The 25,368-nt window shown below is 67.2% G+C and carries 21 protein-coding genes and 1 riboswitch; of the genes, 13 read left to right on the plus strand and 8 right to left on the minus strand.

Going from position 1 to position 25,368, the window contains the following annotated elements:
- Nucleotides 1-183: 183 nt before the first annotated feature.
- Nucleotides 184-4,011 carry a DUF748 domain-containing protein gene (locus ACAM58_RS14950; RefSeq protein ID WP_369663070.1) on the minus strand — a complete coding sequence of 1,276 codons (3,828 nt, stop codon included), beginning with the start codon at nt 4,009-4,011 and terminating at the stop codon, nt 184-186.
- 578 nt (nt 4,012-4,589) lie between these two features.
- On the opposite strand from ACAM58_RS14950, the gene ACAM58_RS14955 reads away from it, so the two are divergent.
- The 3 genes from ACAM58_RS14955 (at nt 4,590) to nrdR (ending at nt 7,346) form a co-directional block, all read left to right on the plus strand.
- Complete coding sequence (locus ACAM58_RS14955; protein WP_041945524.1) at nt 4,590-5,453, plus strand: lytic transglycosylase domain-containing protein; 864 nt, start codon at nt 4,590-4,592, stop codon at nt 5,451-5,453.
- 17 nt (nt 5,454-5,470) lie between these two features.
- A riboswitch (ZMP/ZTP riboswitch) is annotated at nt 5,471-5,597 on the plus strand.
- A 41-nt stretch (nt 5,598-5,638) separates the two neighbouring features.
- Complete coding sequence (gene glyA, locus ACAM58_RS14960; RefSeq protein WP_012748199.1) at nt 5,639-6,883, plus strand: serine hydroxymethyltransferase; 1,245 nt, start codon at nt 5,639-5,641, stop codon at nt 6,881-6,883.
- 19 nt (nt 6,884-6,902) lie between these two features.
- Nucleotides 6,903-7,346, plus strand: a complete 444-nt coding sequence (gene nrdR, locus ACAM58_RS14965; RefSeq protein ID WP_012748200.1) for a transcriptional regulator NrdR — start codon at nt 6,903-6,905, stop codon at nt 7,344-7,346.
- Between the two features lie 15 nt (nt 7,347-7,361).
- Here nrdR and ACAM58_RS14970 read toward each other — a convergent pair whose 3' ends face one another.
- Genes ACAM58_RS14970 through ACAM58_RS14995 form a run of 6 tightly spaced genes read right to left on the minus strand, consistent with a single transcriptional unit; the run spans nt 7,362 to nt 13,795 of the window.
- Nucleotides 7,362-7,808 (minus strand): type IV pilin protein, encoded by a 447-nt coding sequence (locus tag ACAM58_RS14970; protein ID WP_012748201.1) that lies wholly within the window; start codon nt 7,806-7,808, stop codon nt 7,362-7,364.
- 39 nt (nt 7,809-7,847) lie between these two features.
- Nucleotides 7,848-11,195 carry a PilC/PilY family type IV pilus protein gene (locus ACAM58_RS14975; RefSeq protein ID WP_012748202.1) on the minus strand — a complete coding sequence of 1,116 codons (3,348 nt, stop codon included), beginning with the start codon at nt 11,193-11,195 and terminating at the stop codon, nt 7,848-7,850.
- Nucleotides 11,196-11,245: 50 nt separating this feature from the next.
- Nucleotides 11,246-11,932: a PilX N-terminal domain-containing pilus assembly protein gene (locus tag ACAM58_RS14980; protein ID WP_012748203.1), complete on the minus strand. Its 687-nt coding sequence runs from the start codon at nt 11,930-11,932 to the stop codon at nt 11,246-11,248.
- Nucleotides 11,929-12,738, minus strand: a complete 810-nt coding sequence (locus ACAM58_RS14985; RefSeq protein WP_012748204.1) for a PilW family protein — start codon at nt 12,736-12,738, stop codon at nt 11,929-11,931. Before ACAM58_RS14985 ends, ACAM58_RS14980 begins: the two co-directional genes overlap by 4 nt.
- The gene (gene pilV, locus ACAM58_RS14990) at nt 12,735-13,274 is read right to left on the minus strand and encodes a type IV pilus modification protein PilV (protein WP_369663071.1); all 540 of its coding nucleotides are present in this window, start codon (nt 13,272-13,274) and stop codon (nt 12,735-12,737) included. The genes ACAM58_RS14985 and pilV overlap by 4 nt, the downstream gene beginning before the upstream one ends.
- An 11-nt stretch (nt 13,275-13,285) precedes the next feature.
- On the minus strand, nt 13,286-13,795 hold the full coding sequence (locus ACAM58_RS14995) for a GspH/FimT family protein (protein ID WP_080515745.1): 510 nt from the start codon (nt 13,793-13,795) through the stop codon (nt 13,286-13,288).
- Between the two features lie 198 nt (nt 13,796-13,993).
- Between ACAM58_RS14995 and ribD the strand changes: the two genes are divergently transcribed.
- From ribD to ACAM58_RS15045, 10 genes are read left to right on the plus strand one after another with little or no spacing between them, the layout of a single operon-like run.
- Complete coding sequence (gene ribD, locus ACAM58_RS15000) at nt 13,994-15,121, plus strand: bifunctional diaminohydroxyphosphoribosylaminopyrimidine deaminase/5-amino-6-(5-phosphoribosylamino)uracil reductase RibD (RefSeq protein ID WP_012748207.1); 1,128 nt, start codon at nt 13,994-13,996, stop codon at nt 15,119-15,121.
- A gap of 55 nt (nt 15,122-15,176) precedes the next feature.
- Nucleotides 15,177-15,842, plus strand: coding sequence for a riboflavin synthase (locus ACAM58_RS15005; protein WP_041945525.1), 666 nt, complete (start codon nt 15,177-15,179; stop codon nt 15,840-15,842).
- Nucleotides 15,839-16,993: a bifunctional 3,4-dihydroxy-2-butanone-4-phosphate synthase/GTP cyclohydrolase II gene (ribBA, locus tag ACAM58_RS15010; protein ID WP_012748209.1), complete on the plus strand. Its 1,155-nt coding sequence runs from the start codon at nt 15,839-15,841 to the stop codon at nt 16,991-16,993. The genes ACAM58_RS15005 and ribBA overlap by 4 nt, the downstream gene beginning before the upstream one ends.
- Before the next feature lie 5 nt (nt 16,994-16,998).
- The gene (gene ribH, locus ACAM58_RS15015) at nt 16,999-17,469 is read left to right on the plus strand and encodes a 6,7-dimethyl-8-ribityllumazine synthase (RefSeq protein ID WP_012748210.1); all 471 of its coding nucleotides are present in this window, start codon (nt 16,999-17,001) and stop codon (nt 17,467-17,469) included.
- Nucleotides 17,466-18,011 (plus strand): transcription antitermination factor NusB, encoded by a 546-nt coding sequence (nusB, locus tag ACAM58_RS15020; protein ID WP_012748211.1) that lies wholly within the window; start codon nt 17,466-17,468, stop codon nt 18,009-18,011. Before ribH ends, nusB begins: the two co-directional genes overlap by 4 nt.
- A complete protein-coding gene (locus ACAM58_RS15025) occupies nt 18,008-19,204 on the plus strand; it encodes a pyridoxal phosphate-dependent aminotransferase (RefSeq protein ID WP_012748212.1) in 1,197 nt (398 codons plus the stop codon). Before nusB ends, ACAM58_RS15025 begins: the two co-directional genes overlap by 4 nt.
- Entirely contained in the window at nt 19,201-19,659 is a 459-nt protein-coding gene (gene ybgC / locus ACAM58_RS15030; RefSeq protein ID WP_012748213.1) for a tol-pal system-associated acyl-CoA thioesterase, read from the plus strand. Before ACAM58_RS15025 ends, ybgC begins: the two co-directional genes overlap by 4 nt.
- Nucleotides 19,656-20,378, plus strand: a complete 723-nt coding sequence (tolQ, locus tag ACAM58_RS15035; protein WP_012748214.1) for a protein TolQ — start codon at nt 19,656-19,658, stop codon at nt 20,376-20,378. The genes ybgC and tolQ overlap by 4 nt, the downstream gene beginning before the upstream one ends.
- Nucleotides 20,379-20,394: 16 nt before the next feature.
- Nucleotides 20,395-20,832, plus strand: a complete 438-nt coding sequence (locus ACAM58_RS15040; RefSeq protein WP_012748215.1) for a biopolymer transporter ExbD — start codon at nt 20,395-20,397, stop codon at nt 20,830-20,832.
- A 3-nt stretch (nt 20,833-20,835) separates the two neighbouring features.
- The gene (locus tag ACAM58_RS15045; RefSeq protein ID WP_012748216.1) at nt 20,836-21,765 is read left to right on the plus strand and encodes a cell envelope integrity protein TolA; all 930 of its coding nucleotides are present in this window, start codon (nt 20,836-20,838) and stop codon (nt 21,763-21,765) included.
- A 45-nt stretch (nt 21,766-21,810) separates the two neighbouring features.
- Here ACAM58_RS15045 and dnaE read toward each other — a convergent pair whose 3' ends face one another.
- Entirely contained in the window at nt 21,811-25,329 is a 3,519-nt protein-coding gene (gene dnaE, locus ACAM58_RS15050; RefSeq protein WP_012748217.1) for a DNA polymerase III subunit alpha, read from the minus strand.
- Between the last annotated feature and the right edge of the window lie 39 nt (nt 25,330-25,368).

Below are 25,368 nucleotides of genomic sequence, written 5' to 3' on the forward strand. Positions count from 1 at the left end.
CGAAATCGTTGTCTGAAGAGAGAAAGCGAAGGCGCCGGCAAAGGCCGGCGCACATCGACATTTTCACCCAGTTGTGGCGGGCGGTTGAATTCCATGCCGCAACCGCAGCCAAATGGCTGCCGGAAGCGGCGCGGGATGGCTACCTATATGGCGAGGCGGAGCGGAAAACCAAGTGGGCGTTCGTCACTTCATGGCCAGGTCGAGCTCGGCGCCGGGCTTCCAGTCGTCACCGCTCGCCTTGGTCTTCACGGCGCCGAGGAACAGGCGCTCGCTCGGCAGCTTCTGGGCCAGCAGGTAGTCGCGCACCACGGCGCCGCGCTCCACGGCCAGCTGGCGGATCGACTCCTCGTCGACCGGAATGCTCGCAAGCAGCAGGTTTTCCATTTCCTTCACCGGCAGGTCCTTGGCCAGGCCGACCATGTTGCGCGGCTTGGTGATGTCCGCGCGCTTGTACACGGCGGTCAGCAGCTCGGGGTATTCGGCATCGGTCAGGGGCGGCACCTCGGTGCCGTCCTGGCCGCCGCGCACCGCCACGCGCCGCTTCTCGGCCTGGGCGAGCTGGCGCAGGCGCTGGCGTTGATAGGCGTCGCGCTCCTTTTCGAGGCTGGCGGTGCCGACCACCGTCATCCGCAGGTTCGGGCGATCGGTCAGCGCCTTCACGACCTTGTCCAGGCTCTCCTTGGCAGTGGCGCTGAGCACGGCGCTTCCGGGCTCGAAGGTGATGGTGCTCGACTCGCCGCTGCCGCCGCCCAGTCCGCCGGTCAGCAGGCTGAACGGCGAGGTCACGGCCTTGACGATCAGGTTGACCACCGCCTTGAAGATCAGCGGGCCGATGCTGAACTGCGGATCGTTGAGCGAGCCCCTGAGCGGCAGGTCCACGTCGATCACGCCGTTGCGGTCGGCCAGCAGGGCCACCGCGAGCCGCACCGGCAGGCTGTTGGGCGCGCCCTGCACTTCGTCGCCGAACTGCAGCTGGTTGAGCACCAGCTTGTTGGAGGCCGTGAGCTGGCCGTCGGGTGCGATCTTGTAGTTGACGTCCATGCTCATCTTGCCGCGCTCGATGCCGTGGCCGGCGTAGCGCACCGAGTATGGCGACAGCGGTGCGAGGTCGAGATCGCGCATCTTGGCGGTGATGTCGAGCTCCAGCGGCTTGGCCAGCGGGTTGAGCTTGCCGGTGATTTCCAGCGCGGCGGTCTGCTGCGCCTTGCCGCGCAGTTCCAGGTCGGCCAGCGCGGGACGGCCGCCCTCGCCCTTGGGCGGGTTCGACGAGAAGGAGCTGAGCTTGCCGGTCAGCTCGCTCAGGTCGGCCGAATAGTTGGGCTTCACGAACAGGTCGGTGAAGTCGATGCGGCCGTTGACCAGGCTCATCGGGCCGAAGTTGATGACCGGCCTGGGCCCCGCATCGGCCTCGGCCTGCGCGGTTGCGGTGGGCGCCGCGGCCGGCTTGGCAGGCTCGGGACCGCCGCCGACCATGGCCTCGGCCGACACCGGCGCACCGCCGCCGCCACCCGAAGGCTGCTGCGGTCCGCCGCGCGTCGTGGTGGTGGTTCCGCCGAGGCTGCGCCGGGTCTTGACCTCCGCGCTGGCCGCGGCAGCGGCGTTGGCGTCCGCCTCGCCCTTCTTGGTGAGGTTCACCAGGTTGAGCCGGCCGGTCGGGTCGACGATCACGCGGGCGAAGAAATCGGTCAGCGTGGTTTCGCGCACATCCACCGCCGGTGCGGCATTGGGCGCCATGCTCACCTGCAGGCCGCGCAGGCTCAGGGTCTTCCAGCTCAGCAGCTGGTTGGTGTTGCGGTCGAAGCCCGGCGACTGCGTCAGCGAGATGCTGTTGGCGCGGAAGTCGTCCAGCGCCGTGTCCCCGGCCAGCTTGATCGTCATGCCGGCCGGCGCGCTCGCGTAGCGCACCGTCCCCTTGTAGCTGGCGAAGGCGCGGCGGATGTCGACGTTGAGCGCGTCGGCGTAGTAGGCCTTGAAGGCATGGGCCGGGAACGAGGCCACTTCGAGCCGGCCCTCGGCCGAAAGCGGCTTGAGCACCACGTTGCCCTTGTAGTCGAAGCGCCCCGGCTCCGAGCGGCGGGAGCCGATGCGCCCCGAAACCTGCAAGGGCGAGACCGTGGCGGTTTCGGGCGCGACCTTCTGCGCCTTCAGGCTGAAGGCCGTGATCTCCACGGCCACCGGCGTGGCGCTGGCCTTGTCGGCATAGGACAGCGTGCCGTTGTCGACCGCCAGGGTGCCGATGGTCAATGCCCAGGGCTTGGTGTTGGCGCCGGGCGGGGCCGCCTCGGGGCCGGCGCCGGCAGGCTTGGGCGCGGCCGCCTTGGCCTGCGCCGTGCCGCCGTTCCCGGCCGGCGTCTTGAGCCAGCGCTCGAACATCCAGCGCTTTTCGCTGTCGCGCTCGACCTGCACCTTCGGGTTGGTGGCGGTGAACGAGGCCACGTCGAGCGTGTGCTTGGTCATGTCGGCTTCGGCGTCGATCAGCTCGAAGCGCCCGACGCTTGCCAGCGCGGTCTTCGCCTGGGTGAGCGCCAGGCCGTCGACGGCCACGCGCCGCGCCTTGAAGCGCAGGTCGGGCTGGGCCCAGGCAACCTCGACCTGGCCGCTGAGCTTGCCGTCGAGCGTGGGCTCCAGGCTCTGCGCCAGGTAGGGGGCCGCCAGCGACAGCGGCAGCGCGTCGACCTCGGTCTGCACCTCGGCCACCTTGTCGGTGGCGCTGCCCTGGAACTTGAGCGTGGCGCCGGCAATGGCGGTGCTGCCGCTGAACCGGGCCGGCTTCTCCATGGGCCAGGTGAGCTCGGTCAGGTCGAGGCCGAGCGCAGTCGTCTCGATGGCCGCGGCCGGCTGGACGGTTTCATCGCGCCATCCGATGCGCCCGCCGCTGAGAGCCACCTTATCGACGCGGACCTTCAGCTTCGGCTTTTCGGGGGCCTTGCCGTTCGGCGCGCTTGCGGCGGCGGCGGGGGCTTTCGCCACCTTCTCTGCCGCTCCGGTGGCCGGATCGGTGGCCAGCAGGTTGAGCTGGCCCTTGGCGTCGCGCGCGACCGCAAGCTGCGGATTGGCCAGCGCCACCTCGCTCAGGTGAAACACCGCTTCCAGCGGCCGCACGTCGGCCAGCGCCAGCTTGAGCGAATCGAAACCCAGGAGGTCCCGCCCCCGCGCATCGCCGAGCTTGGCCTTGTGCGCCTCGACCGTGCCGGTGATCTTGAGGCCGGCCGTGGCGGCCTGCTCGAAGTCGATCTTCAGGTCGGCATCCAGGCTGCCCGCCTGCAGCTGCACTGGCAGGCCGCCCGGGATGTAGCCCAGGTACGGCGCCAGGTCGAGCCCCTTGAACTGCACGTGGGCGTCGGTCTTGCGGCTTGCCGCGAACGGCGTGGTGAGGGCCGCCGAATCGAACTTGCCGCCGTTGAGCGCGAAAGCCAGCTTGGGCTCGGTGTTGATGTCGCGCTTGGAGGCCAAGTTGCTCAGGAACGGCACGTTGAGCACGAAGCCGCGCAGTTCGTGCCTGCGCTTGACGGTCTGGTCGTCGAAATCGACCGCGCCGTCCCTGATCGAGATGTTGTAGATCGCAAAGCGCGCCGGTTCGGCCTTGGGATCGGGCGGCGGGCCGGCCGCGAGCTTGGCCAGGATGTCGTCGATGTCGTACTTGCCGTCGGCCTGGTGCGTGAGCAGGATGGCCGGCGCCTCGACCGTCACCGCATCGATCACCGGCGCCAGCCGCAGGATCGACTGCAGTTCGGCGTCGGCATAGATGCGCTTGACCGCCACCTGGGGCCGGCTGCCGTCGGCCGTGGCAATACGCAGGTCGTTCAGCGCGAGCTCGAGGGTCCAGGGCTTGAAATCGATCTTGCCGACCGTGACCTGCCGGCCCAGCTTCTCGCTCGCGATCTTCTGGAGCTGGCTCTTCGCAATTGGCGGCACCGCGAGCCAGGCGATGACCCAGAGCGCCAGCAGAACCAGCAACGCGACGATCCCACGTCGCACCCATTTGTTTTGTTTGAGCGAAGCTACATCCATCGCGGGAGTGTGCCGCAAAGAAGCTTGGAGCCAGAAACAAGAAAGCCCGGCAATTCGACGAAAAGTCTCATTACCGGGCTTGATGGCGGGCACAAAACCCATGCCATCGTTTCGCGCGACCGGAAGTCAATGGTTCCTGCCGTGCTGGCAGCAAGAGATTGCCGCCATGGATCCTCCATCGTTCCAACCCTTGACTTGCACCTCGGGCCGTAGGATTTCGGAAAACCGCCTGAGAACTCAGGCGTGTTCAGATTAGGCGCCCCATCCTTGCATTGCAATGCCGTCTTCCAAGGGTTTTCCCTTAGATTTTGTTTAAATATGTAATCACATAAGGGAATAGGTTCTTATACTTGACCGGGTATTTAGCCGCGCTAGAATCCCGCCTGCCCCTGGCCTGCCCCAGACCCAGCAGGGGCCACCTGAATCCGCTGCCGAGTTCCCCCGGCTTGATCAGGCCGCCGCGCTCCACCCCCTACACCTCCATGCGCGGAGCCTGATTCGTACCAATCCAAGCGCCGCTGCCTTCATCCATCGCCCCCGCGGCGCTGCGACCAGGTGCCGCACAGAAAGGAAGAGCGATGAACAAGGCGTTTGATGCCACGGCCCGCGGGCTGAGGACCTTTGTGTCCGATGTGGCAGACGGCTTTTTTGAGATCACCCACAACGGGTTTGCACTGGTCGGCCTGGCCATCGTGTTCGCGGCCCTCGCCCTGGTGGCGCGGCCCGACCTGCGCAAGACCGGCGAGGAACAGCTCATGGGTTGGCTGCAGTCGCGCAAGCCCGCGCCCGAAGCCACCGACCTGGAGCCGACCGCCATCGTGCGCACCACGGCCGCGAGCCCCGGCGACCTGCCCAAGCAGCAGGCCGCCGTGGCCTATTGGCTCAGCAAGAAGTACCGCGTGGCGGCCGAGCCGCTGAGCGTGCTGGTTGCGGAGGCCTATCAATTGGGCAAGCGCACCAAGCTCGACCCGACGCTGATCCTGGCCATCATGGCCGTCGAATCGAGCTTCAATCCCTTCGCCCAGAGCCAGGTCGGCGCCCAGGGCCTGATGCAGGTCATGACACGCGTGCACGGCGACAAGTACGAAAGCGCGGGCGGCACGCTCACCGCCTTCGACCCGGTGACCAACATGCGCGTGGGCGTGAAGGTGCTGCAGGAATGCATCGCCCGCGCCGGCTCGCTCGAAGGCGGCCTGCGCTACTACGTGGGCGCGGCCAACCTCGAGGACGACGGCGGCTATGCCGGCAAGGTGCTGGCCGAGCACGAACGCCTGGTTCAGGTGGCCAATGGCCGCAATCCGCCGACCATGTCAACGCCCGCGGCGCCGGTCGTGCGTGCGCAGGCCCAGCCGATTCCGGTTGCCGTGCCGCCCAAGCCGCAACAGGCGGCCGAGCCGGCAGCGGACCCGCAGAAAGTGGCCCTGCTGTCGGGCGTTTCCTGAGCCCCTGCGCTACACTTCACCCCGTACGCGACTGGCGATAGGCGCAGCACCCCGCACGGTGCCCTGCGCTGACGTGGAATACCACTGGGAAGCGTGCCGCCTGGCATCCATACAGGCGTTCAGCCGTTCGCCTGGGCAGCCCTTGTTTGGTTGAAGAACAAGGACCTCGTCTTCAAAGGACTGCCATGTACCACCGCAACATCCTGGTCGAACAGACCGATCCCGAAATCTGGGCTGCCATCCAGGCCGAAAACGCGCGCCAGGAACACCACATCGAACTGATCGCGAGCGAAAACTACGCCTCGCCGGCCGTCATGGCCGCGCAGGGCTCGCAGCTCACCAACAAATACGCCGAAGGCTACCCGGGCAAGCGCTACTACGGCGGCTGCGAGCATGTCGACGTGGCGGAGCAGCTGGCCATCGACCGCGTCAAGCAGATCTTCGGCGCCGACGCCGCCAACGTGCAGCCGCATTGCGGCGCCTCGGCCAACGAGGCCGTGATGCTGGCCTTTTTGAAGCCCGGCGACACCATCATGGGCATGAGCCTGGCCGAAGGCGGCCACCTGACCCACGGCATGCCCCTCAACATGAGCGGCAAGTGGTTCAACGTGGTGAGCTACGGCCTGGACGCCAACGAAGCCATCGACTACGACGCGATGGAACGCAAGGCGCACGAGCACATGCCCAAGCTGATCATCGCGGGCGCCTCGGCCTATTCGCTGCGCATCGACTTCGAGCGCTTTGCCAAGGTGGCCAAGGACGTGGGCGCGATCTTCATGGTCGACATTGCCCACTACGCCGGGCTCGTGGCCGCGGGCGTGTACCCCAACCCGGTGCCGCATGCCGACGTGGTCACCTCCACCACCCACAAGAGCCTGCGCGGCCCGCGCGGCGGCATCATCCTGATGAAGTCGCAGCACGAGAAAGCCATCAACAGCGCGATCTTCCCGGGCCTGCAAGGCGGCCCGCTCATGCACGTGATCGCCGCCAAGGCCGTCGCGTTCAAGGAAGCCATGTCGCCCGAGTTCAAGGCCTACCAGCAGCAGGTGGTCAAGAACGCCCAGATCGTGGCCGACACCCTCACCGAGCGCGGCCTGCGCATCGTGAGCGGACGCACCGAAAGCCATGTGATGCTCGTCGACCTGCGCGCCAAGGGCATCACCGGCAAGGAAGCCGAAGCCGTGCTGGGCAGCGCCCACATGACGATCAACAAGAACGCGATCCCCAACGACCCCGAAAAGCCGATGGTCACCAGCGGCGTGCGCATCGGCACCCCGGCCATGACCACGCGCGGCTTCAGGGACGAAGAGGCGCGCATCACCGCGAACCTGATCGCCGACGTGCTCGAGAACCCGCGCGACGCCGCCAACATCGATGCGGTCCGCGCAAAGGTGCACGCGCTGACGAGCCGGTTCCCGGTCTACCGCTGATCCGGCAAGAAGTGGCCGCATGAAATGTCCTTTTTGCGGTCATCTCGAAACGCAGGTCGTCGAGACCCGCGTTTCGGAAGACGCCGACTTCGTGCGCAGGCGCCGCCAGTGCAGCGCCTGCGACAAGCGCTTCACCACCTATGAGCGGCCAGACGTCAACTTTCCGGTGGTCGTCAAGAAGGACGGCAGCCGCGCCGACTTCGAATCGGGCAAGGTCCGCGCCTCGATGATGCTGGCGCTGCGCAAGCGCCCGGTCAGCATCGAGCAGATCGACAACGCCCTGCTGCGCATCGAGCAGAAGTTGCTGGCCAGCGGCCTGCGCGAGATCGATTCGACCAAGGTGGGCGAACTCGTGATGCGCGAGCTGAAAAAGCTCGACAAGGTGGCCTACGTGCGCTTTGCCTCGGTCTACCGCAGCTTCGAGGACGTGGACGAGTTCCGGCAGCTGCTGCGCGACATCTGAAGAAGAGCCCCGCGCTCAGCGGTTCCAGCAGGCCTGCACCAGCGCATTCGAAGCGCTGGTCTGGCCGGCCGCCAGCTTGACGCCCTGCTGGTTCACCGTGAGTGTTTTGCATTCGTCGGCGGCCGATGCGCCCTGCGGCACGGCCCGCAGCGTGTAGCTGGTCGCGTCCCGGGCCGCATAGCTGATGGTGTAGTTTGCCGTGCCGGAGGATGGCGCCTGGTTCAGCCCCGCCGGCAGCGCAACGGTTAAAGGCGGATATTGGCCGTTGGCCGTCAGGTAGCGCTCGGTCCATTGGGCCGCCTGCAGCAACTGCTGCTTGGCATCGGCCCGCTTGGCCCGCAACACGTAGCGCGTGTAGCTCGGGTAGGCGATCGCGGCCAGGATGGCGATCACCGCCGTCACGATTATGAGTTCGACCAGCGTGAAGCCGCGCGGGCGAATCCGCTCTTTGCGGGCCTGCATTTCAGGATGTTTGTTCATGGCTCGGGGAGCGCTGCGGCGTCAGTTCGACGAGATCAGGTTGCGCCAGCCGAAGCGGCGCACGGCTTGCGGCAGCTCGGTCTCGTTGCAGCCGCCGGCCGCATTGCAGATCACGTGCTTGCCTTTTTCAGCGGCGTCCTGCGGCCGGAAGACGATGTCGTCGCGGCCTGAGTGGTTCCGGAAGCCGAGGTAGCTGCCCAGCGCGCTGGTGGAGCCGTTGTAGGCAATGCCGTCGGGGACCACGCCGCTGAAGAAGTCGACCACCATCGACCAGCCGTCGTCGCTGGTGCCCGGCGCGCAGTCGAGCGAATTGCTCGCCGAACCGGGAATGGTGGACGAGAACAGCCCCGCGCTGCCGCTCAGCGCATCGCCTGGATAGACGATGCGTTCGCCGGCGGTTCCCAGCTGGAGGTACCAGCCGCGCTTGCCGCCCGAGCCGCTGTAGCTCACGCCGTGGTTCGACGCGGTGCGGAATTCCACGTCGCCTTCCTTGACCGTGCCGGTTCCGATGGTCTGCGCCACCAGGTCGGCCAGCGCCGCGGTGCCCGTGCTGCCGTTGGCGCGGTCCCAGACGCCGTACAGGTACTGCTGGGCGGTGCTGCCTTCGTCGCCGGCGGCAAACAGCCGGCCGGTGCCGAACATCACCATGTAGCCGCCGCGCGGATGGTCGACGACCAGCGGCGCGGCCGTGATCGGCTGCGTGGCGCCGGCGGCGAACAGCGGCGCGTCGTCCAGGCTCGATGCGCCCAGGGTGGCCTTCCAGTCGCTGCTCTTGGCGCTGCTCAGGTCGAACTTCCAGAGATTGCCGAGCAGGTCGCCGGCATAGACGTAGTCGACCTTGCCATCGCCGTTGCTGTCCACCACCTGCGGTGCCGACAGCCCGTTGCCGGTGCCGGCGGCCTGCGTGGCCGGCGCGGGGATCTTCAGCACGGACTTGTCGCCGTCGAGGTACTGGATCCACAGCATCGCCTTCTCGCTCGTGCTGTTGTAGCCGTTGCCCAGGATCACGGCCCTGCGGCCGTTGTTGAGCCGCGCCACCTGCAGCGCGCGCCTCGAAAAGGAATCGAGCACGGGTTGCTGGAACTGGTGGCCGAGGTCGTCGTCGGCAAGGGCGGTGGTATCGATCAGGGCCACGCCGGCGGCGTTGGCCTCGCCGATGTTCTCGGGCTTGGTGACGTCGAGCACGAAATACCCCTTGCCGCCCGCCCCCAGCGTCCCCACGAGGAAGGACTTCCACAGCTTCGCCTTCTCGGTGTCGGTGGCCTTGGCGTCGGCGGCCGAACCCATGTAGATGTCGGCCACGAACGGGCTGCCGTCGACGTAGTACCTGTGCGAGTAGGTGCTTTCGCTGAGCTTCTTGAGCTGGGGCGCCGCCGCCGTGCCATAGACGCCTTCCGGCACATAGGCGAACGCCTCCTGGCCGGTGCCCGCGTTGAAGGCATGCAGCATGCCGTCGTTGGCACCCACATAGACCATCGGCGCGCGGGCGATGGTCGAGGCGAATGCGGCATAGCCTTCATGGGTGAAGCCGCTGTTGGGCTTCCCCACATACCGGACGCTGGAGCCCACGATGTCCCCCAGCACATGGCCGCGCTTGCGCAGGTTGAGGCCGGCGCCCTCGTTGCTGCGGTCGCCGCGCAGGAAGTCGAGCACGCCCTGGCCGAGTGCGGTGCTTGCCGCGTCGGTGGCGGTGCTGCCCTTGAGCGCCGCCTTCTGCGCCTCGCTCAGGTTGGCCCACCGAAACGGCACGCCCGCCCCGCTGGCCGCGGCGCTGGTGCCCGAGAAGCTCAGCACCTTGCGATTGCCGTCGTGCGCGCCGGGCACAGCCATGCGCGCATCAAGCAGTTCGCGCGCCGACCACGCGGGCGCGGCGGCCAGCTTGCCATTGCTGCCGAACGGAGTGGCCGTCAGCTTGCCCGACCAGTCGGCCGTGTCGTAGCCGGCCTGGTAGGCCGAAGTGGCGGTCGAAACCCTGGAGCCGCTGGCCGAGATCGAGGTCAGCGAGGCACTGGTGTTGAGCAGGATCTGCGAGAGGATGGACCGGAAGGCATCGCTGAGCGCCTTCGCATTCGCCGCTGGCGTGAAGGTGCCGCGGCTGTTGAGCGCGGCGTGCCAGAGGTCCATGCGCACGGCGGCGGCGTTGTCGGCCCTCTCGTGGTAATAACCATAAGCACCACCGCCGGAACTCCAGCGCGGGGTTCCCGTTGTCACGCTTCCATCGTTCCAGGTGAACTCCGTCGTTTCCAGCGTGCTCGCCAACGGATTCCGCCAGGCAGCGGTTCCATCGACCAGTCCTGCATAGTCCCCACTGTAGGTCGGCTGCGACGCATTCGCTGAAATGGCCGGCGTGCCCGCCCACGACGAGGCAGCGCCGAACCCGATGGTGTAGGTGATCAGGTGCTGCCAAGTGGCGGGATCGTTCTTGGGGTTCCAGTACTCTGGGACCGTCGCCTTTCCTACAGTCGCATTGCCGGGCTCGGCAACGATCTTCTTGAGTTTGTTGGGGACATCGGGCTGCAGGTCAGTGGCCCAGTAGTGAAATGCCATGTCGGCCAACGTGGGCCGGTATTCCGCCGTCGGCCTCCACCCGGAACCGTACTTCCTCCAGTTGGCGCTGTTGCTGACGGCACCCGCGTTGTCCTTGTAGGGCGCGCGCGGCACATAGGTCACGGCGTCAGGCAGGGCGCGACTCGTTCCATCCGCGTTGCCGATGGCCGGCATGTTGAGCGCCGCGGGATCCGGGTTGAAGCCGAAGAAGTTGTAGTCGCCGTCCGTCATGAAGATGTGGAAGGCCTTGCGGCAGCTCGATTGGGCGGCGCCCTCCACGCCAGGGTCGTTCGAGTACGGGCTGTACCGGCCGGTGGTCGTCATGTATTCGCCAGCGCGGGTCATCATGGCGTGCAAGGGTGTTCCACCTTCCGCGGCCAGGGCGTCGACCCAGCTCATGAAATTGGCGCGGTGCGTGTCGTCCAGCGAACGCATCAGGTTCGCATTGGCTCGGCCATTGACGAGACAACTGCCGGCCTGATAGATGCCAGGGGCGATGTCGCCGAAGAAGCCGACGCAGCTGCCGTCCTTGTTGTTGTTCATCGCCTGCCAGGAAAGGCGGATCCGGCCGTTGGGAATGTTGGCCGCCGAGAAGTTGTCCCTGAGCGCGGTCTTCAGCGCTTCGAGCCGCGTGGGTGTTCCGGCCGGCGGTGCCCAATTTCCGTCCGACGCTCGCGACGACGCCGCCATGCTGCCCGAGTTGTCGACCGACACGATCACATTCGGCGCCGGCTCCTTGACCGCCGTGTTGCGCGGCGCCTGGGACAGCGGATATTGCGCGGCGTGCCCGGCGGTCTGCGCCAGCACGAGGCCGCACAGCATGGCGTTCCTCGAAAACCTATGGATGTTCATATCTATTCTTCCCGCCATGCTCAATTCACTTTCCTGACCGCGGCCGGATCGAAGGACATCTGCAACAGGACCCGCGTACCGCCGCCCGTGCTTGCGGTGCGCGCGCCGGTGGACAGCGCGGTGATCCGGTACAGCGGCTCGTCGCTGCGCGCGCGGTCGATCACTTCGATCCAGTACCGGGCGCTGGCCAGGGCCGGATTGCCGGCCGTCGGCGCGCCCGTGAATGCACCGTAGGCGGCGTACTGGTCCACGTAGGCGGAACGGGTCCAGAACCGGTAGGCCTCGCTGCCCGAAGCGGCGACCACGGAGTCGGTCCCGGCGAAGTAGCAGATGCCACGATCGCAGCTGTTGGCGCCCTTCCCCACGTAGGCGGTCACCCAGCCGGTATCCCGATCGGGAAACACGCGGCCATCGGCGGCCTTGCGGCAAGGCGAGCTCACGAGCGCGGAGCACGCCACGTAGGTCTGGGTCGTGGCATCGAAGGCCTGCTGCCGGATGTCGCGCTCGGCATCCAGCAGCGCGGCTTCGGCGGCCTCGAAGGCACGCTGGTAATCACGCTGGTTGCCCGCCATCGATTCGAGCAGCTGGGCCGTCCGCGCACCGCCCACCGCGAGCAGTGCCGAGAGCAGCAGCATGATGAGCACGATGAACAGCGAGAACCCGCGCTGCTGCGCCGAGCGTCTGCCGGGGACCTGAAAGTGCTTCATAGATTGCGCAGTGCGAACACCGCCGTGTAGACGCGGCGCAGCCTGCCGTCGCTGCTGGTCCGCGACGAACCATCGCAATCGACGTAGCTGCCGCCCGGGTTGCTCCTGGAAGTACCCGCAAGCTGCAGGCACACGCGCACCGTGCGAACCTGATCGAAGCTCGTTACGTTCGTGGCCGTCACGTAGCGCACCACGCGTTCGGTTCCGGCATCGCCGATGCCGTACATGACATCGAAGCGCTCGACGCCGTCGATGATCGGCTGCGGCGTGGTATGACCGCTGCCCTTGCACCGCAAGGCGCCGTTGACCACGTAGAACTCACTGGTGATGAGGCGCACGTTCGCGGGGTCCGCGGGAGAGGCGGGCTTGTACGCCGCTCCCCCTGAGTCCTTGTCCTTGGCCACTTGGCCGAGGCAGTCATGGAAGAAATCCGGATTCGGCGCAAAGCCGACCTTGAGCGTGTCGTTCACCGAACCGGCGGCCGCCTCCTGCCCCTTGATCGCAAAGAAGGCCGGCTCGCTATCGAGCTTGGTGCCCGCGTTCACATCGAAGTAGTACAGCGGCCCGGTGGCATCGATCGGGAAGTAGCCGGCCTGCCGGATCTGTTGGCCCAGCAGCCTGAATGCCAGCGCCGACGAATGGTGCAGCACATTGACGTCGTCGCCGGTCGCAGCGGTGCTGCGCGTGCCGAGCATGCTGGCCATGGCGGCCAGCACCACCAGCATGCCGATGATCAGCGCGACGAGGATTTCGACCAGGGTGAAGCCGGCCTGCCGCAGGCGGTGAGAGAAGGCTTTGTTGTTCATGGCTGTGGCACCGCGACGATGGCTTCCTGGCAGGCCTTGCCGCGCGGGCAGCCCCAGGCCGAATCGGGTGCGATCGGGTTGACTGCAGCGGGTTCGTCCCAGGCGATGTGCACGAACAGCAGGCCGCCGACGGCCTTCTTGCTCTGCACGTCGGCCACGCCGCCGGGCAACGCACTCGCCACCCTTTGCTTCCAGGTCCACAGATCGTGGGCCGCCAATTGAGCGGCGGTGCAACGGGCCTTCGCTCCTGCGCAGGCGGGGGTGGGCGCGGTGGCGTTCGCCGCCGACCAGCCGGCCACGTAGGGGCTGGCCGACACGGCACCGGCCACGGGATTCGCACGGATGCGATCGGCCATGTCGCCGGCCAGCAGCGCGGCGATGTTCTGGTTGCTCGCGCCCACGCTGTCGGAGAGCACACGCAACTGGAAGCCGGCCAGCGCGAGCAGGCCGAACGAGAGCACGAGGATGGCCACCAGGGCCTCGATCATCGAGAAGCCCGCTTGGCCGCGCGGCGCGCGAATCGAATTGATCGGCACGTTCCGCCCTCTCAGCATCGCCTGACGCGCCAGCCGAGCGACAGGCACACAGCGACGTCGTTGGATGAACTGGCGCTTCCAACCGGGTGGAAGCTGATGCGGGCGACGCTCGAAAAATGGCCCATGGGATCGAAGGCCATGGGTCCGAGCGCGCTTTTCTGGATTGCAACGCGCGTGTCAGGGTCTTGCCGCTGGAGGATTTCGAACCCGGTGCCGCTGCCGACCACGGTTTCCCAGCCGCAGCTCCAGTCTGCGCCGCTGCACTCCGCACGCTGCCGGATGGTCACGGCCTGCCCGCGCCGAGCCGCCTCTGCACGCGCATGGCTCACGCTCGCCACCAGAGCCGACGCCATGCCCTCGACGCGGTACTTCTCGATCAGGCTGTTGAAGCTGGGCAGCGCCAGTGCCAGCAGGATGGCCACCAGTACGATGACGACCATCATTTCGACCAGCGTGAAGCCACATGGGGCTCCGCTCCGGCGGAAATGCGCCCTCGCGGACGCGCAGAATCCGTTTTTCATGTTGTACCGTCCGCCGCCTCGCCAGAACGGCTGGAGCGGCGGACGTTTTCTCCCTGACTGCAATTTTTCAAAAATTCTATTTGGCGAATTCTTATTGGCAATCCGCTAAACGACAAACGGTCGAAATAAACGGATCAATGGATCATCGATTTCAATTGTTTTTAAATTGATTTCCAAATAGATTTGATTTAATAAAAAATGACAAATGCAAATGAAATTGTGAATTTCATGGCCCAGGCCCTGGATCTCGCACGCCAGGCCGGGCCGGAGACCGATCCCAATCCGCGCGTCGGCTGCGTGCTGGTGGACGCGAACGGCGCGGTGATCGGCCAAGGCCGCACCCAGCAGGTCGGCGGCCCGCATGCCGAGGTCATGGCGCTGCGCGATGCCGCGGCGCGCGGCCATTCGGTGGCCGGCGCCACCGCCTTCGTCACGCTCGAGCCCTGCGCGCACCATGGCCGCACCGGTCCTTGCTGCGATGCGCTGGCGGCGGCGGGCATCGGCCGGGTGGTGGCGTCGTTGGCCGATCCCAACCCGCTGGTCGCGGGCAAGGGCTTCGAACGGCTGCGCGCGGCAGGCGTGGCGGTCGAGGTAGGGCCGGGCGCGGAGGAAGCGCGCGAACTCAACATCGGCTTTTTCAGCCGCATGGTCCGCAAGACGCCCTGGGTGCGGCTCAAGGCCGCCGCCTCGCTGGACGGCAAGACCGGCCTGCGCAACGGCGTGAGCCAATGGATCACCTCGGAACCGGCGCGCGCCGACGGCCACGCCTGGCGGGCGCGGGCCAGCGCGGTGCTGACCGGCGTGGGCACGGTGCTGGAGGACGATCCCCGGCTCGACGTGCGGCTTGTGGAAACCACGCGCCAGCCGCACGTGGTGATAGTCGACAGCCAATTGCAGACCCCGCCCGGCGCGCGGATCTTCATGGCCGGGCGGCCCGTCTGGATCTACGCCGCGGCGCAGGACGAGGCCAAGGCCGCCGCGTTACAAGCGCGTGGCGCCACCATTGCCTACCTGCCCAATGCACAGGGCAAGGTCGACCTGGCCGCAATGCTGCGGGATCTGGCCCGGCGCGAGGTCAACGAGCTCCACGTCGAGTCCGGCCACAAGCTCAACGGCTCGCTGCTGCGCGAGGGCCTGGTCGACGAACTGCTGGTGTACCTGGCGCCCAAGCTCATCGGCGACGGGCTCGACATGGCTTCCGGCATCCACACCGGCGGACCGCTGGCCGACCTGGCCGGCGCGCTGCCGCTGGAATTCAGGACCATCGAGCGGATCGGGCCGGACCTGCGGATCGTGGCCCGGGTCGCCGGAAGGGACGCTTTCTAGCAGGCGAATGCGGGCGCCCGCCGGGCGGACCCCCGATGTCTGCGAAAATGCGCGGATGTTCACCGGAATCATCACCGGCGTGGGGCGCATCGCCGCCATCCACGACCTCGGCCCCTCCTCCTCCTACGGCAAAAGACTCGGCATTGCGGTGCCCGACGGCTACCTCGACGACGTCGGGCTCGGCGACAGCATTGCGCTCAACGGCGCGTGCATGACCGTGACCACGCTCGACCCCGCCCGGCAGCAGTTCACCATCGACATCTCGGCCGAATCGCTCGACAAGACCGCGGGGCTGACCGAAGAAGGCGCCCGCATCAACCTCGAGAAGGCGCTGCGCGCCAGCGACCGTCTCGGCGGCCACATCGTCTCCGGCCATGTGGACGGCATCGGCACGGTCAGCCACTTCGCGCCCGTGGGCGAAAGCTGGGAGCTGCGCGTGGTGGCCCCGCCCGCGCTCGCGCGCTTCCTGGCGTACAAGGGCTCGATCACGGTCAACGGCGTGAGCCTCACGGTCAACAGCGTGAGCGACATCGACGGCGGCGCGGAAATCAGCATCAACCTGATCCCGCACACCGTCGACAACACCTCCCTCGGCAGCCTGCAGGCCGGCTCCAGGGTCAATCTCGAAATCGACACCGTGGCGCGCTACGTGGAGCGCATGCTCCAGGCCGGCGTGCTGGTGCCGACCCCTTCCACGTATTCCAAGGACACAGCCGAATGAACGCTTCCGTCACGCCCATCGGCGCTCCCCGCGGCACGCGGGCACCCGCGCCGATTTCCTCGGTCGAGGAGATCGTGGCCGAGCTCGCCGCCGGCCGCATGGTGATCCTGGTGGACGAGGAAGACCGCGAGAACGAAGGCGACATCGTCATTGCGGCCGACCACATCACGCCCGAGGCCATCAACTTCATGGCGCGCCATGCGCGCGGGCTGATCTGCCTCACGCTCTCGCGCGAGATGTGCGAGCGGCTGCAGTTGCCGCCCATGGTGTCGCGCAACGGCGCCAAGCATTCGACGGCCTTCACCGTGTCCATCGAGGCGGCCGAAGGCGTGACCACCGGCATCTCGGCGGCCGACCGCGCGCGCACCGTTCAGGCGGCGGTGGCGCGCAACGCCGTGGCCAGCGACCTGGTGCAGCCCGGCCACATCTTTCCGCTGCAGGCGGTGGACGGCGGCGTGCTGATGCGCGCCGGCCATACCGAAGCCGGCTGCGACCTGGCCGCGATGGCCGGCTGCTCGCCCGCCTCGGTGATCTGCGAGGTGATGAACGAGGACGGCACCATGGCGCGCCTGCCCGACCTGCAGATCTTCGCGGCCGAACACGGCCTGAAGATCGGCACCATTGCCGCGCTCATCGAGCACCGCAGCCGCACCGAATCGCTGGTCGAGAAGGTCGGCTGCCGCGAGATCCAGACCGCCTGGGGCAGCTTCACCGCCCATGCCTTCACCGACAAGCCGAGCCGCGGCGTGCACCTGGCGCTGGTGCGCGGCAAGTGGACGCCCGAAGACACGGTGTCGGTGCGCGTGCACGAGCCGCTCTCGGTGCTCGACGCGCTCGAAATCAACCGCTCGCTGCACTCGTGGAGCCTGGACGCCAGCCTCGCGCACATCGCAAACGAGGGCAAGGGCGTGGCCGTGCTGCTCAATTGCGGCGAAACGGCTGGCGAACTGCTCGCGCAATTCGACGGCACCGCGCGGCCCGCGCAAGCCCCCGAGCGCGGCCGCATGGACCTGCGCAGCTACGGCATCGGCGCGCAGATCCTGCGCGAATGCGGCGTGCACAAGATGAACCTGCTCGGCACGCCCCGCCGCATGCCGAGCATGGCCGCAGGCTACGGCCTCGAAATTGCCGGCTACCTCACGAAAGACTGACCACCATGCAAGGTGCAAACAAGGGCGCTGACCACAACACGCCGCTCGACGGAAAAGGCCTGCGCATCGGCATCGTGCAGGCGCGCTTCAACGCCGACATCACCGATGCGCTCGCCGCCGCCTGCCTGGCCGAGCTCGAGAAGCTGGGCGTGGCCGCGGAGGACATCCACCATGTGCTGGTTCCCGGCGCGCTCGAAGTGCCGGTCGCGCTGCAGGCCATGGCCGTGCGCGGCGGCTACCACGCGCTGGTGGCGCTGGGCTGCATCATCCGCGGCGAGACCTACCACTTCGAACTGGTGGCCAACGAATCGGGCGCGAGCGTGAGCCGCGTGGCGCTCGACCATCGCCTTCCCATCGCCAACGCGATCCTCACGACCGAAAACCTCGAACAAGCCATTGCCCGGCAGACCGACAAGGGCCGCGACGCGGCCCAGGTGGCTGTCGAGATGGCGCGGCTGCTGGCCTCCCTCACATGACCGAAGACAACAACAAGGCAGCCGGCGCCAAGCCGCGCCCGGCGCGGCAAGTGCGTACCGGCCTCACCAGCACCGGCGCGCGCAAGGCCTCGGCCAAGTCGAACCGCAGCCGCGCGCGCGAATTCGCGCTGCAGGCGCTCTACCAGCACCTGGTGGGCCGCAACGACCCGACCGAGATCGACCACTTCACGCGCGACCTCGCGGGCTTCCACAAGGCCGACGCCGCGCACTACGACGCTCTGCTGCACGGCTCGATCGAAGGCGCCGAGCAGCTCGACGCACTGATCCGCCCGCTGCTGGACCGCAAGTTCGAAGAAATATCGCCGATCGAACACGCCGTGATGTGGATCGGCGTGTACGAGTTCCAGCACTGCCTGGACGTGCCATGGCGCGTGGTGCTCAACGAGTGCATCGAGCTTGCCAAGGAATTCGGCGGCACCGACGGCCACAAGTACGTGAACGCCGTGCTCAACGGCCTGGCGCCGCAATTGCGCGCCGCCGAGGTCGAGGCCGACCGGGCCTCGGGCAAGGCCAGAGCGTGAGAATTTCGGCGCGCGCACAGCGCATCGAACCCTTCTACGTGATGGAGGTGGCCAAGGCCGCCGGCGTGCTCGCCCGCGAGGTGGCCCACACCGACCGGCCGATGATCTTCCTGAACATCGGCGAGCCCGACTTCACCGCCCCGCCGCTGGTGCAGGAAGCCGCCGCCCGCGCCGTGCGTGCCGGCGCCACGCAGTACACCCAGGCCACCGGCCTGGAGCTGCTGCGCGAGCGCATCAGCGGCTGGTACGCGCAGCGCTTCGGCGTCGATGTGCCGGCCCGCCGCATCGTGGTGACCGCGGGGGCTTCGGCTGCGCTGCAGCTGGCCTGCCTGGCGCTGATCGAATCCGGCGACGAGATCCTTCTGCCCGACCCCAGCTATCCCTGCAACCGCCACTTCGTGAGCGCCGCGGACGGCAAGGCCGTGCTGGTGCCGACCACGGCCGAAGAGCGCTTCCAGCTCACGGCCGCCAAGGTCGAGGCCGCCTGGACCGAGAAGACGCGCGGCGTGCTCCTCGCCTCGCCCTCCAACCCGACCGGCACCTCGATCGCGCCCGATGAACTGCGCCGCATCCACGAGGTGGTGTCGCAGCGCGGCGGCATCACGCTGATCGACGAGATCTACCTGGGCCTTTCGCACGACGATGCCTTCGGGCAGACGGCATTGGCCATCGACGACAACGTCATCAGCATCAACAGCTTCAGCAAGTACTTCAACATGACCGGCTGGCGCCTGGGCTGGCTGGTGGTGCCCGAGGCGCTGGTGCCGGTGGTCGAGCGGCTGGCGCAGAACCTCTTCATCTGCGCGAGCACCGTGTCGCAGTACGCCGCGCTCGCCTGCTTCGAGGCCGAGAGCATTGCCGAATACGAGCGCCGCCGCGCCGAGTTCAAGGCGCGCCGCGACTGGTTCATTCCGCAGTTGAATGCGCTGGGCCTGACCGTGCCGGTGGTGCCCGATGGCGCCTTCTACGCCTGGGCCGACTGCACCGCGGTCGCCGAGAAGCTGGGCATCTCGGGCAGCTGGGATTTCGCCTTCGAAACCATGAAGCGCGCCCACGTGGCCGTGACGCCGGGCCGCGATTTCGGCACGGCCGAGACCAGCCGGTTCGTGCGCTTCTCCACCGCCAGCTCGATGGCGCACCTGCAGGAATCGGTCGAGCGCCTGCGCGCGATGATCGCGAACCCCGCCCGATGAGCTACGCGTTTCCGATCCGCGTCTACTGGGAAGACACCGACGCCGGCGGCATCGTGTTCTACGCCAACTACCTCAAGTTCATGGAGCGCGGCCGCACCGAATGGCTGCGCTCGCTGGGCATCGAGCAGCGAAAGCTGCGCGAGGAAACCGGCGGCCAGTTCGTGGTGAGCGAAACGCAGCTCAAATACCATCGCCCCTCCCGGCTCGACGACGAACTGCTGGTTACAGCCGATCTCCAACAAATGGGCACGGCGTCGTTGATAATCGGTCAACAGGTGCTATCAAAAACAGAGCAAGAACGAACGGGAGCCGCGGCACCCGTCCTGCTGTGCGAAGGCACGATACGCATCGGCTGGGTGGATGCCTCCACATTGCGTCCTGCGCGCATACCAGCCCAAGTTGCGGGAACCCTCGAGCGCTGCGGCGGCTCCATGACTCAACCTTTCAAGCCATGAACCAAGACCTCTCCATCATCAATCTCCTGCTCCATGCGAGCTTCGTGGTGCAACTGGTCGTGCTGCTGCTCGTGATCGTCTCGATCGCCAGCTGGGCCGCGATCATCCGCAAGTACTTCGCGCTGCGCCGCATGCGCGCGCTCAACGACGACTTCGAGCGCGAGTTCTGGTCGGGCACCAGCCTGAACGAGCTGTTCGCCTCGGCCGCGCAGAACGCCAAGTTCGCGGGGCCCATGGAGCGCATCTTCGCCTCGGGCATGCGCGAGTACCAGAAGCTGCGCGAGCGCCATGTGAGCGACGCCCCCACGCTGCTCGACGGTGCCCGCCGCGCCATGCGCGCGAGCTTCCAGCGCGAACTCGACGCGGCCGAGCAGAACCTGTCGTTCCTGGCGACCGTCGGTTCGGTGTCGCCGTATGTGGGCCTCTTCGGCACGGTCTGGGGGATCATGCATGCCTTCACCGGCCTGGCCGCGCTCGCGCAGGTGACGCTGGCCACCGTGGCACCCGGCATTGCCGAAGCGCTGGTGGCCACCGCCATCGGCCTGTTCGCCGCCATTCCGGCGGTGGTGGGCTACAACCGCTTCGCACGCGAGATCGACAAGATCGCGATTGCCCTGGAGACCTACATCGAGGAGTTCTCCAACATCCTGCAGCGCAACCTCTCGGCCAACCCGGCCGCGGTGGCGTCGGCAACTTCGGCGGCTCCGGCCAACCGCTGAGCGGAGGTTACAGCCCATGCCCGCAGTTTCATCCCGGGGCCGAGGCCGCCGCACGATCAACGAGATCAACATGGTCCCGTTCATCGACGTGATGCTGGTGCTGCTGATCATCTTCATGGTCACCGCGCCGCTCATCACGCCGAGCGTGATCAACCTGCCCTCCGTCGACCGTGCCAACAAGCAGCCCGACAAGCCCATCGAGATCGTCATCAAGAGCGATGACGAAGCGCAGATCAAGAAGGACCCGTCCACCGGCAGCGGCGGCACCTCCGTTCCCATGACCCAGATCGGCTCCGCGGCCAAGACCGCCCAGGGCGGCGACGACCAGCGCCCGGTGGTCATCAGCGCCGACAAGTCCGTGAAGTACGAAACCGTCGTGAAGGCGATGAACCAGCTCAAGCGCAGCGGCATCGAGCGCGTGGGCCTGTCCGTCACCACCACGGGCGGCAAATAAGGCATGTCGCTCGCACTGGATCGCCCCGAGTTCGCACCACCGCCGCAGCGCGGCACGCCGCGCGCGGTGCTGCTCGCGCTGGTTGCGCACGCGCTGCTGATTGCCGCGCTGACGTGGGGAGTGCGCTGGCGCAGCGATGCCGACGAAGGCGCCGTCGATGCGGAGCTGTGGTCTTCCACGGTGCAGCAGGCTGCGCCGCGCCTGTCGGCGCCGCAGGCACCCACGCCCGCTCCCGCGCCTCCGCCGCCTGCGCCTCCTCCGCCGCCACCGCCGCCTCAGGTGAAGGCCCCCGAGCCCGCACCGCCGCCGCGCGCGCCGGACATCGCCCTCGAGCGCGAGAAAAAGCTCAAGGAAGAAAAGGAACAGAAGGAGCGCGAGCTCGAGCGCCAGCAACAGCAGCGCAAGAAGGAGCTCGAAGCCAAGCAGCGCGCCGAAGACGAAGCCGAACGCAAGAAGGCGCAGCAGCAAAAGCTCGCCGAACAGCAGAAGAAACAGCAGCAGGAGGCCGAGGCCAAGCAGGCCGAAGCGAAGAAGCAGCAGGAAGCCGCAGCCAAGCAGGCCGCGGCCGACCGCGCCGCAACGCTCAAGCGCATGCAGGGCCTCGCGGGCGCGAGCGGCAGCGACGATTCCAAGGGCACGGCAATGCGCTCGTCAGGACCGTCGAGCGGCTACGCCGGACGCATTGCCGCGGCGGTGCGCCCCAACATCACCTTCCCCGATGCCGAGACGGTCAACGGCAATCCGGCGGCCGAGTTCGAGGTGAACCTGGCACCGGACGGCACCATCGTCGGCGTCAAGCTGACCAAGTCGAGCGGACTGCCCAGCTGGGACGAAGCCGCCGAACGCGGCCTGCACAAGACCGACAAGCTGCCGCGCGACACCGACGGGCGCATCTTCCCGTCGCTGATCGTCTCGCTGCGGCCCAAGCGGTAGTTGCAGGGCCGGCCAGGCGCCAAGCGCGCCCGGCCGCCTCGCCGCTCACTCGTAGACCACCGAGGCCTTGCCGGCTTCCGCCTGCGCCGTCCAGCTCGCGAGCGCGGCGTCGGTCGGGAAGAACTTCGCGCGCTCGCCCAGCTGCAGCTCGACCTGCGCACCGCCGCGCGCCATCGACAGGCGCACCGGCAGCCCCTGCACGAGGTCGCCGTGCTCGCTCTGCTCGGTGCGCGGCGGAAAGTCTTTCACCAGGCGCGCGATGTCGGGCGCCTTGCCATTGACCGCCACGCGCAGGAATTTTCCGAAGCGGCAGCGCGCGGTGGCCAGGTCCCACACCTGCTGCACCTGGAAGCGGGCCTCGAAGCCGCCGCGGCCCGGCTGCAGCCGGCCGCTCACGATCACCAGTTCGTCGTCCTTCAGGGTGTTGCGGTTCGCGTTGATCAGCGCCTCGTCGGCGGTGGCGTCGATGGCATCGGACTTGTCGTCGAGCTTGAAGATCGCCAGCCGGCCGCGCTGGCCGTTGATCACGCGGAAATCGCTCACGATGCCCGCGATCACCTGCTGCTCGCGCGTGTCCATGAGGTCGCCGATCTCGCGCTTGCAGAAGCGCCGCACCTCGTGCGCCACCTCGTCGAACAGGTGGCCTGAGAGATAGAAGCCGACGGCCGTCTTCTCGAAGGTGAGCCGCTCCTTCACGCCCCAGGGCGTGGCGTCCACCAGCTCGGGCTCCTGCGTGGCGGAGCCGTGCTCGCTGTCGCCGAAGATGTCGACCTGCGCGGCATTGGCCTCGGTGGCGGCCGCAAACTCGAAGGCGCGGTCGACCGAGGCGATGAGCGAGGCGCGGTTCTGCTGGATCGAATCGAAGGCGCCGGCCTTGATGAGCGCTTCGACCGTGCGCTTGTTGATGCGCTGGCGGTCGATGCGCACGCAGAAATCGAACAAGCTCTTGAAGGGCCCGCCTTCTTCGCGTGCGCGCACCACGGCCTCGACCGCGAGCTGGCCCGTGCCCTTGACCGCCCCCAGGCCATAGCGGATCACCTTGTCGGTGACCGGCTCGAAACGGTAGTTGCCGCGGTTCACGTCCGGCGGCTCGAAGGTGATGCCGAAGTTCTTCTGCGCGTCCTCGAACAGCACCTTGAGCTTGTCGGTGTCGTCCATTTCCACGGTCATGTTGGCGCAGAAGAACTCGGCCGTGTAGTGGACCTTGAGCCAACCGGTGTGGTACGCCAGCAGAGAGTAGGCGGCGGCGTGCGACTTGTTGAAGCCGTAGCCCGCGAACTTCTCCATCAAGTCGAAGATCTCGTCGGCCTTGTCCTGGGGAATGCCGTGCGTCGAGAGCGCGCCCGCGCGGAATTTCTCGCGGTGCTCGGCCATCTCCTCGAGCTTTTTCTTGCCCATGGCGCGGCGCAGCAGGTCGGCGCCGCCGAGCGAATAGCCGCCCAGGATCTGCGCGGTCTGCATCACCTGCTCCTGGTAGACCATGATCCCGTAGGTCTCGGAGAGCATCTCGGCCACGGCCGGGTGCGGGTACTCCACCTCTTCGCGGCCGTGCTTGCGCGCCACGAAGCTCGGGATCAGGTCCATCGGGCCCGGACGGTACAGCGCGTTGAGCGCGATCAGGTCCTCCAGGCGCGTCGGCCGCGCATCCTTCAGCATGCCCTGCATGCCGCGGCTTTCAAACTGGAACACCGCTTCGGTCTTGCCCTCGGAGAACAGCTTGTAGGTCTCGCGGTCGTCGAGCTTGATGTTCTCGTACGCGAAGTTCTCCTGGCCCTTGTGGCGCTTGACGATGAACTCTTTCGCGATCTCGAGGATCGTGAGCGTGGCCAGGCCCAGGAAGTCGAACTTCACGAGGCCGATGGCCTCCACGTCGTCCTTGTCGTACTGGCTCACGGCCGAGTCGCTGCCGGGCTGCTGGTAGAGCGGGCAGAAATCGGTGAGCTTGCCGGGCGCAATCAGCACGCCGCCCGCGTGCATGCCGATGTTGCGGGTCATGCCTTCGAGCTTCTGCGCGAGCTCGACCAGCATGCGCACTTCTTCTTCCTTCTCGATGCGCGCCGCGAGCTGCGGCTCCATCTCGATGGCGTAGTTGTTCTTGTCGCCTTCCACCTTGGGGTTGGGCGGATACTGGATGGTGACGGGCTGGCCCGGCTTGTTGGGAATGAGCTTGCTGATGCCGTCGCAGAACATGTAGCTCATGTCGAGCACGCGCCCCACGTCGCGGATGGCGGCGCGCGCGGCCATCGTTCCGAAGGTGGCGATCTGGCTCACGGCATCGCGGCCGTACTTGTCCTTGACGTAGTCGATCACGCGGTCGCGGTTGCCCTGGCAGAAGTCGATGTCGAAGTCGGGCATCGAGACGCGCTCGGGGTTCAGGAAACGTTCGAACAGCAGCTTGTATTCAAGCGGATCGAGGTCGGTGATCTTCAGCGCATAGGCCACCAGCGAACCGGCGCCCGAGCCCCGGCCCGGGCCCACCGGGCAGCCGTTGTTCTTGGCCCACTTGATGAAGTCGCCCACGATCAGGAAGTAGCCCGGGAAGCCCATGTTCAGGATCGTGTTGATCTCGAACTCGAGCCGCTCCACATAGCGTGGCCGCTCGGCCTCGCGCCTGGCCGGATCGGGATAGAGGTGCGCCAGGCGTTCTTCCAGGCCCAGGAAGGACTCCTGGCGGAAGAACTCGTCGATCGGCATGCGCACGCCTTCGCTGATGAAGGGCGTCGGAAAATCGGGCAGCTGCGGCTTGCCGAGCACCAGCGTGAGGTTGCAGCGCTTGGCGATCTCGACCGTGTTGGCCAGCGCGCTCGGCACGTCGGCAAAGAGCGCCTGCATCTCGGCGCTCGACTTGAAGTACTGCTCCTCGGTGAACTTGCGCACGCGGCGCGGGTTGCCGAGGATTTCACCTTCCGAGATGCAGACGCGCGCCTCGTGCGCCTCGTAGTCCTGGCGTTCGGCAAACTGCACCGGGTGCGTCGCGACCACCGGCAGGCGCAGCCGGGCCGCGAGCTTCACGGCGGCAATCACGTGCGGCTCGTCCTCGGGGCGGCCCGCGCGCTGCAGCTCGATGTAGAAACGATGCGGGAACATGCCCGCCAGCTGCAGCGCCAGCTCGGCGGCGCGCTCTTCCTGCCCCTGCAGCAGCGGTGCGCCCAGGGGGCCGGCCTGCGCGCCCGACAGCGCGATCAGTCCGCCCTGCAGCTCCTGGAGCCATTCGAGCTTGCAGGCCGCCTGCGACTGGCCGCGGCCCACGTTCTGCGTCCAGGCGCGCGCCAGCAGCTCGGACAGGTGCAGGTAGCCCTCCATGTTCTGCACCAGCAGCACGATGCGGGTGAGCACGCCGGGCTCCTTGCCCAGGCCTTCGATGAAGATTTCAGCGCCGATGACCGGCTTGACGCCCTTGCTTCGCCCCTGCTTGTAGAACTTGACCGCCCCGAACAGGTTGTTCAGGTCGGTGATGGCCAGTGCGGGCTGCTTGTCGGCAGCGGCGGCCTTGACGACTTCGTCGATGCGGTTGGTGCCGTCGACGACGGAAAACTCGGTGTGCAGGCGCAGGTGAACAAACATCCTTCCATTGTAGAAAGCACCGCCTCCACGATGTGGGTT

The organism is Variovorax sp. V116 (assembly GCF_041154435.1).
Lineage (GTDB): Bacteria > Pseudomonadota > Gammaproteobacteria > Burkholderiales > Burkholderiaceae_C > Variovorax > Variovorax paradoxus.

Coding starts and splice junctions, on each gene's coding strand:
- ACAM58_RS14950 (WP_369663070.1), bottom strand. CDS start 4,011: ATGGATGTAGCTTCGCTCAAACAAAACAAATGGGTGCGACGTGGGATC.
- ACAM58_RS14955 (WP_041945524.1), top strand. CDS start 4,590: ATGAACAAGGCGTTTGATGCCACGGCCCGCGGGCTGAGGACCTTTGTG.
- glyA (WP_012748199.1), top strand. CDS start 5,639: ATGTACCACCGCAACATCCTGGTCGAACAGACCGATCCCGAAATCTGG.
- nrdR (WP_012748200.1), top strand. CDS start 6,903: ATGAAATGTCCTTTTTGCGGTCATCTCGAAACGCAGGTCGTCGAGACC.
- ACAM58_RS14970 (WP_012748201.1), bottom strand. CDS start 7,808: ATGCAGGCCCGCAAAGAGCGGATTCGCCCGCGCGGCTTCACGCTGGTC.
- ACAM58_RS14975 (WP_012748202.1), bottom strand. CDS start 11,195: ATGCTGTGCGGCCTCGTGCTGGCGCAGACCGCCGGGCACGCCGCGCAA.
- ACAM58_RS14980 (WP_012748203.1), bottom strand. CDS start 11,932: ATGAAGCACTTTCAGGTCCCCGGCAGACGCTCGGCGCAGCAGCGCGGG.
- ACAM58_RS14985 (WP_012748204.1), bottom strand. CDS start 12,738: ATGAACAACAAAGCCTTCTCTCACCGCCTGCGGCAGGCCGGCTTCACC.
- ACAM58_RS14995 (WP_080515745.1), bottom strand. CDS start 13,795: ATGAAAAACGGATTCTGCGCGTCCGCGAGGGCGCATTTCCGCCGGAGC.
- ribD (WP_012748207.1), top strand. CDS start 13,994: ATGACAAATGCAAATGAAATTGTGAATTTCATGGCCCAGGCCCTGGAT.
- ACAM58_RS15005 (WP_041945525.1), top strand. CDS start 15,177: ATGTTCACCGGAATCATCACCGGCGTGGGGCGCATCGCCGCCATCCAC.
- ribBA (WP_012748209.1), top strand. CDS start 15,839: ATGAACGCTTCCGTCACGCCCATCGGCGCTCCCCGCGGCACGCGGGCA.
- ribH (WP_012748210.1), top strand. CDS start 16,999: ATGCAAGGTGCAAACAAGGGCGCTGACCACAACACGCCGCTCGACGGA.
- nusB (WP_012748211.1), top strand. CDS start 17,466: ATGACCGAAGACAACAACAAGGCAGCCGGCGCCAAGCCGCGCCCGGCG.
- ybgC (WP_012748213.1), top strand. CDS start 19,201: ATGAGCTACGCGTTTCCGATCCGCGTCTACTGGGAAGACACCGACGCC.
- tolQ (WP_012748214.1), top strand. CDS start 19,656: ATGAACCAAGACCTCTCCATCATCAATCTCCTGCTCCATGCGAGCTTC.
- ACAM58_RS15040 (WP_012748215.1), top strand. CDS start 20,395: ATGCCCGCAGTTTCATCCCGGGGCCGAGGCCGCCGCACGATCAACGAG.
- ACAM58_RS15045 (WP_012748216.1), top strand. CDS start 20,836: ATGTCGCTCGCACTGGATCGCCCCGAGTTCGCACCACCGCCGCAGCGC.
- dnaE (WP_012748217.1), bottom strand. CDS start 25,329: ATGTTTGTTCACCTGCGCCTGCACACCGAGTTTTCCGTCGTCGACGGC.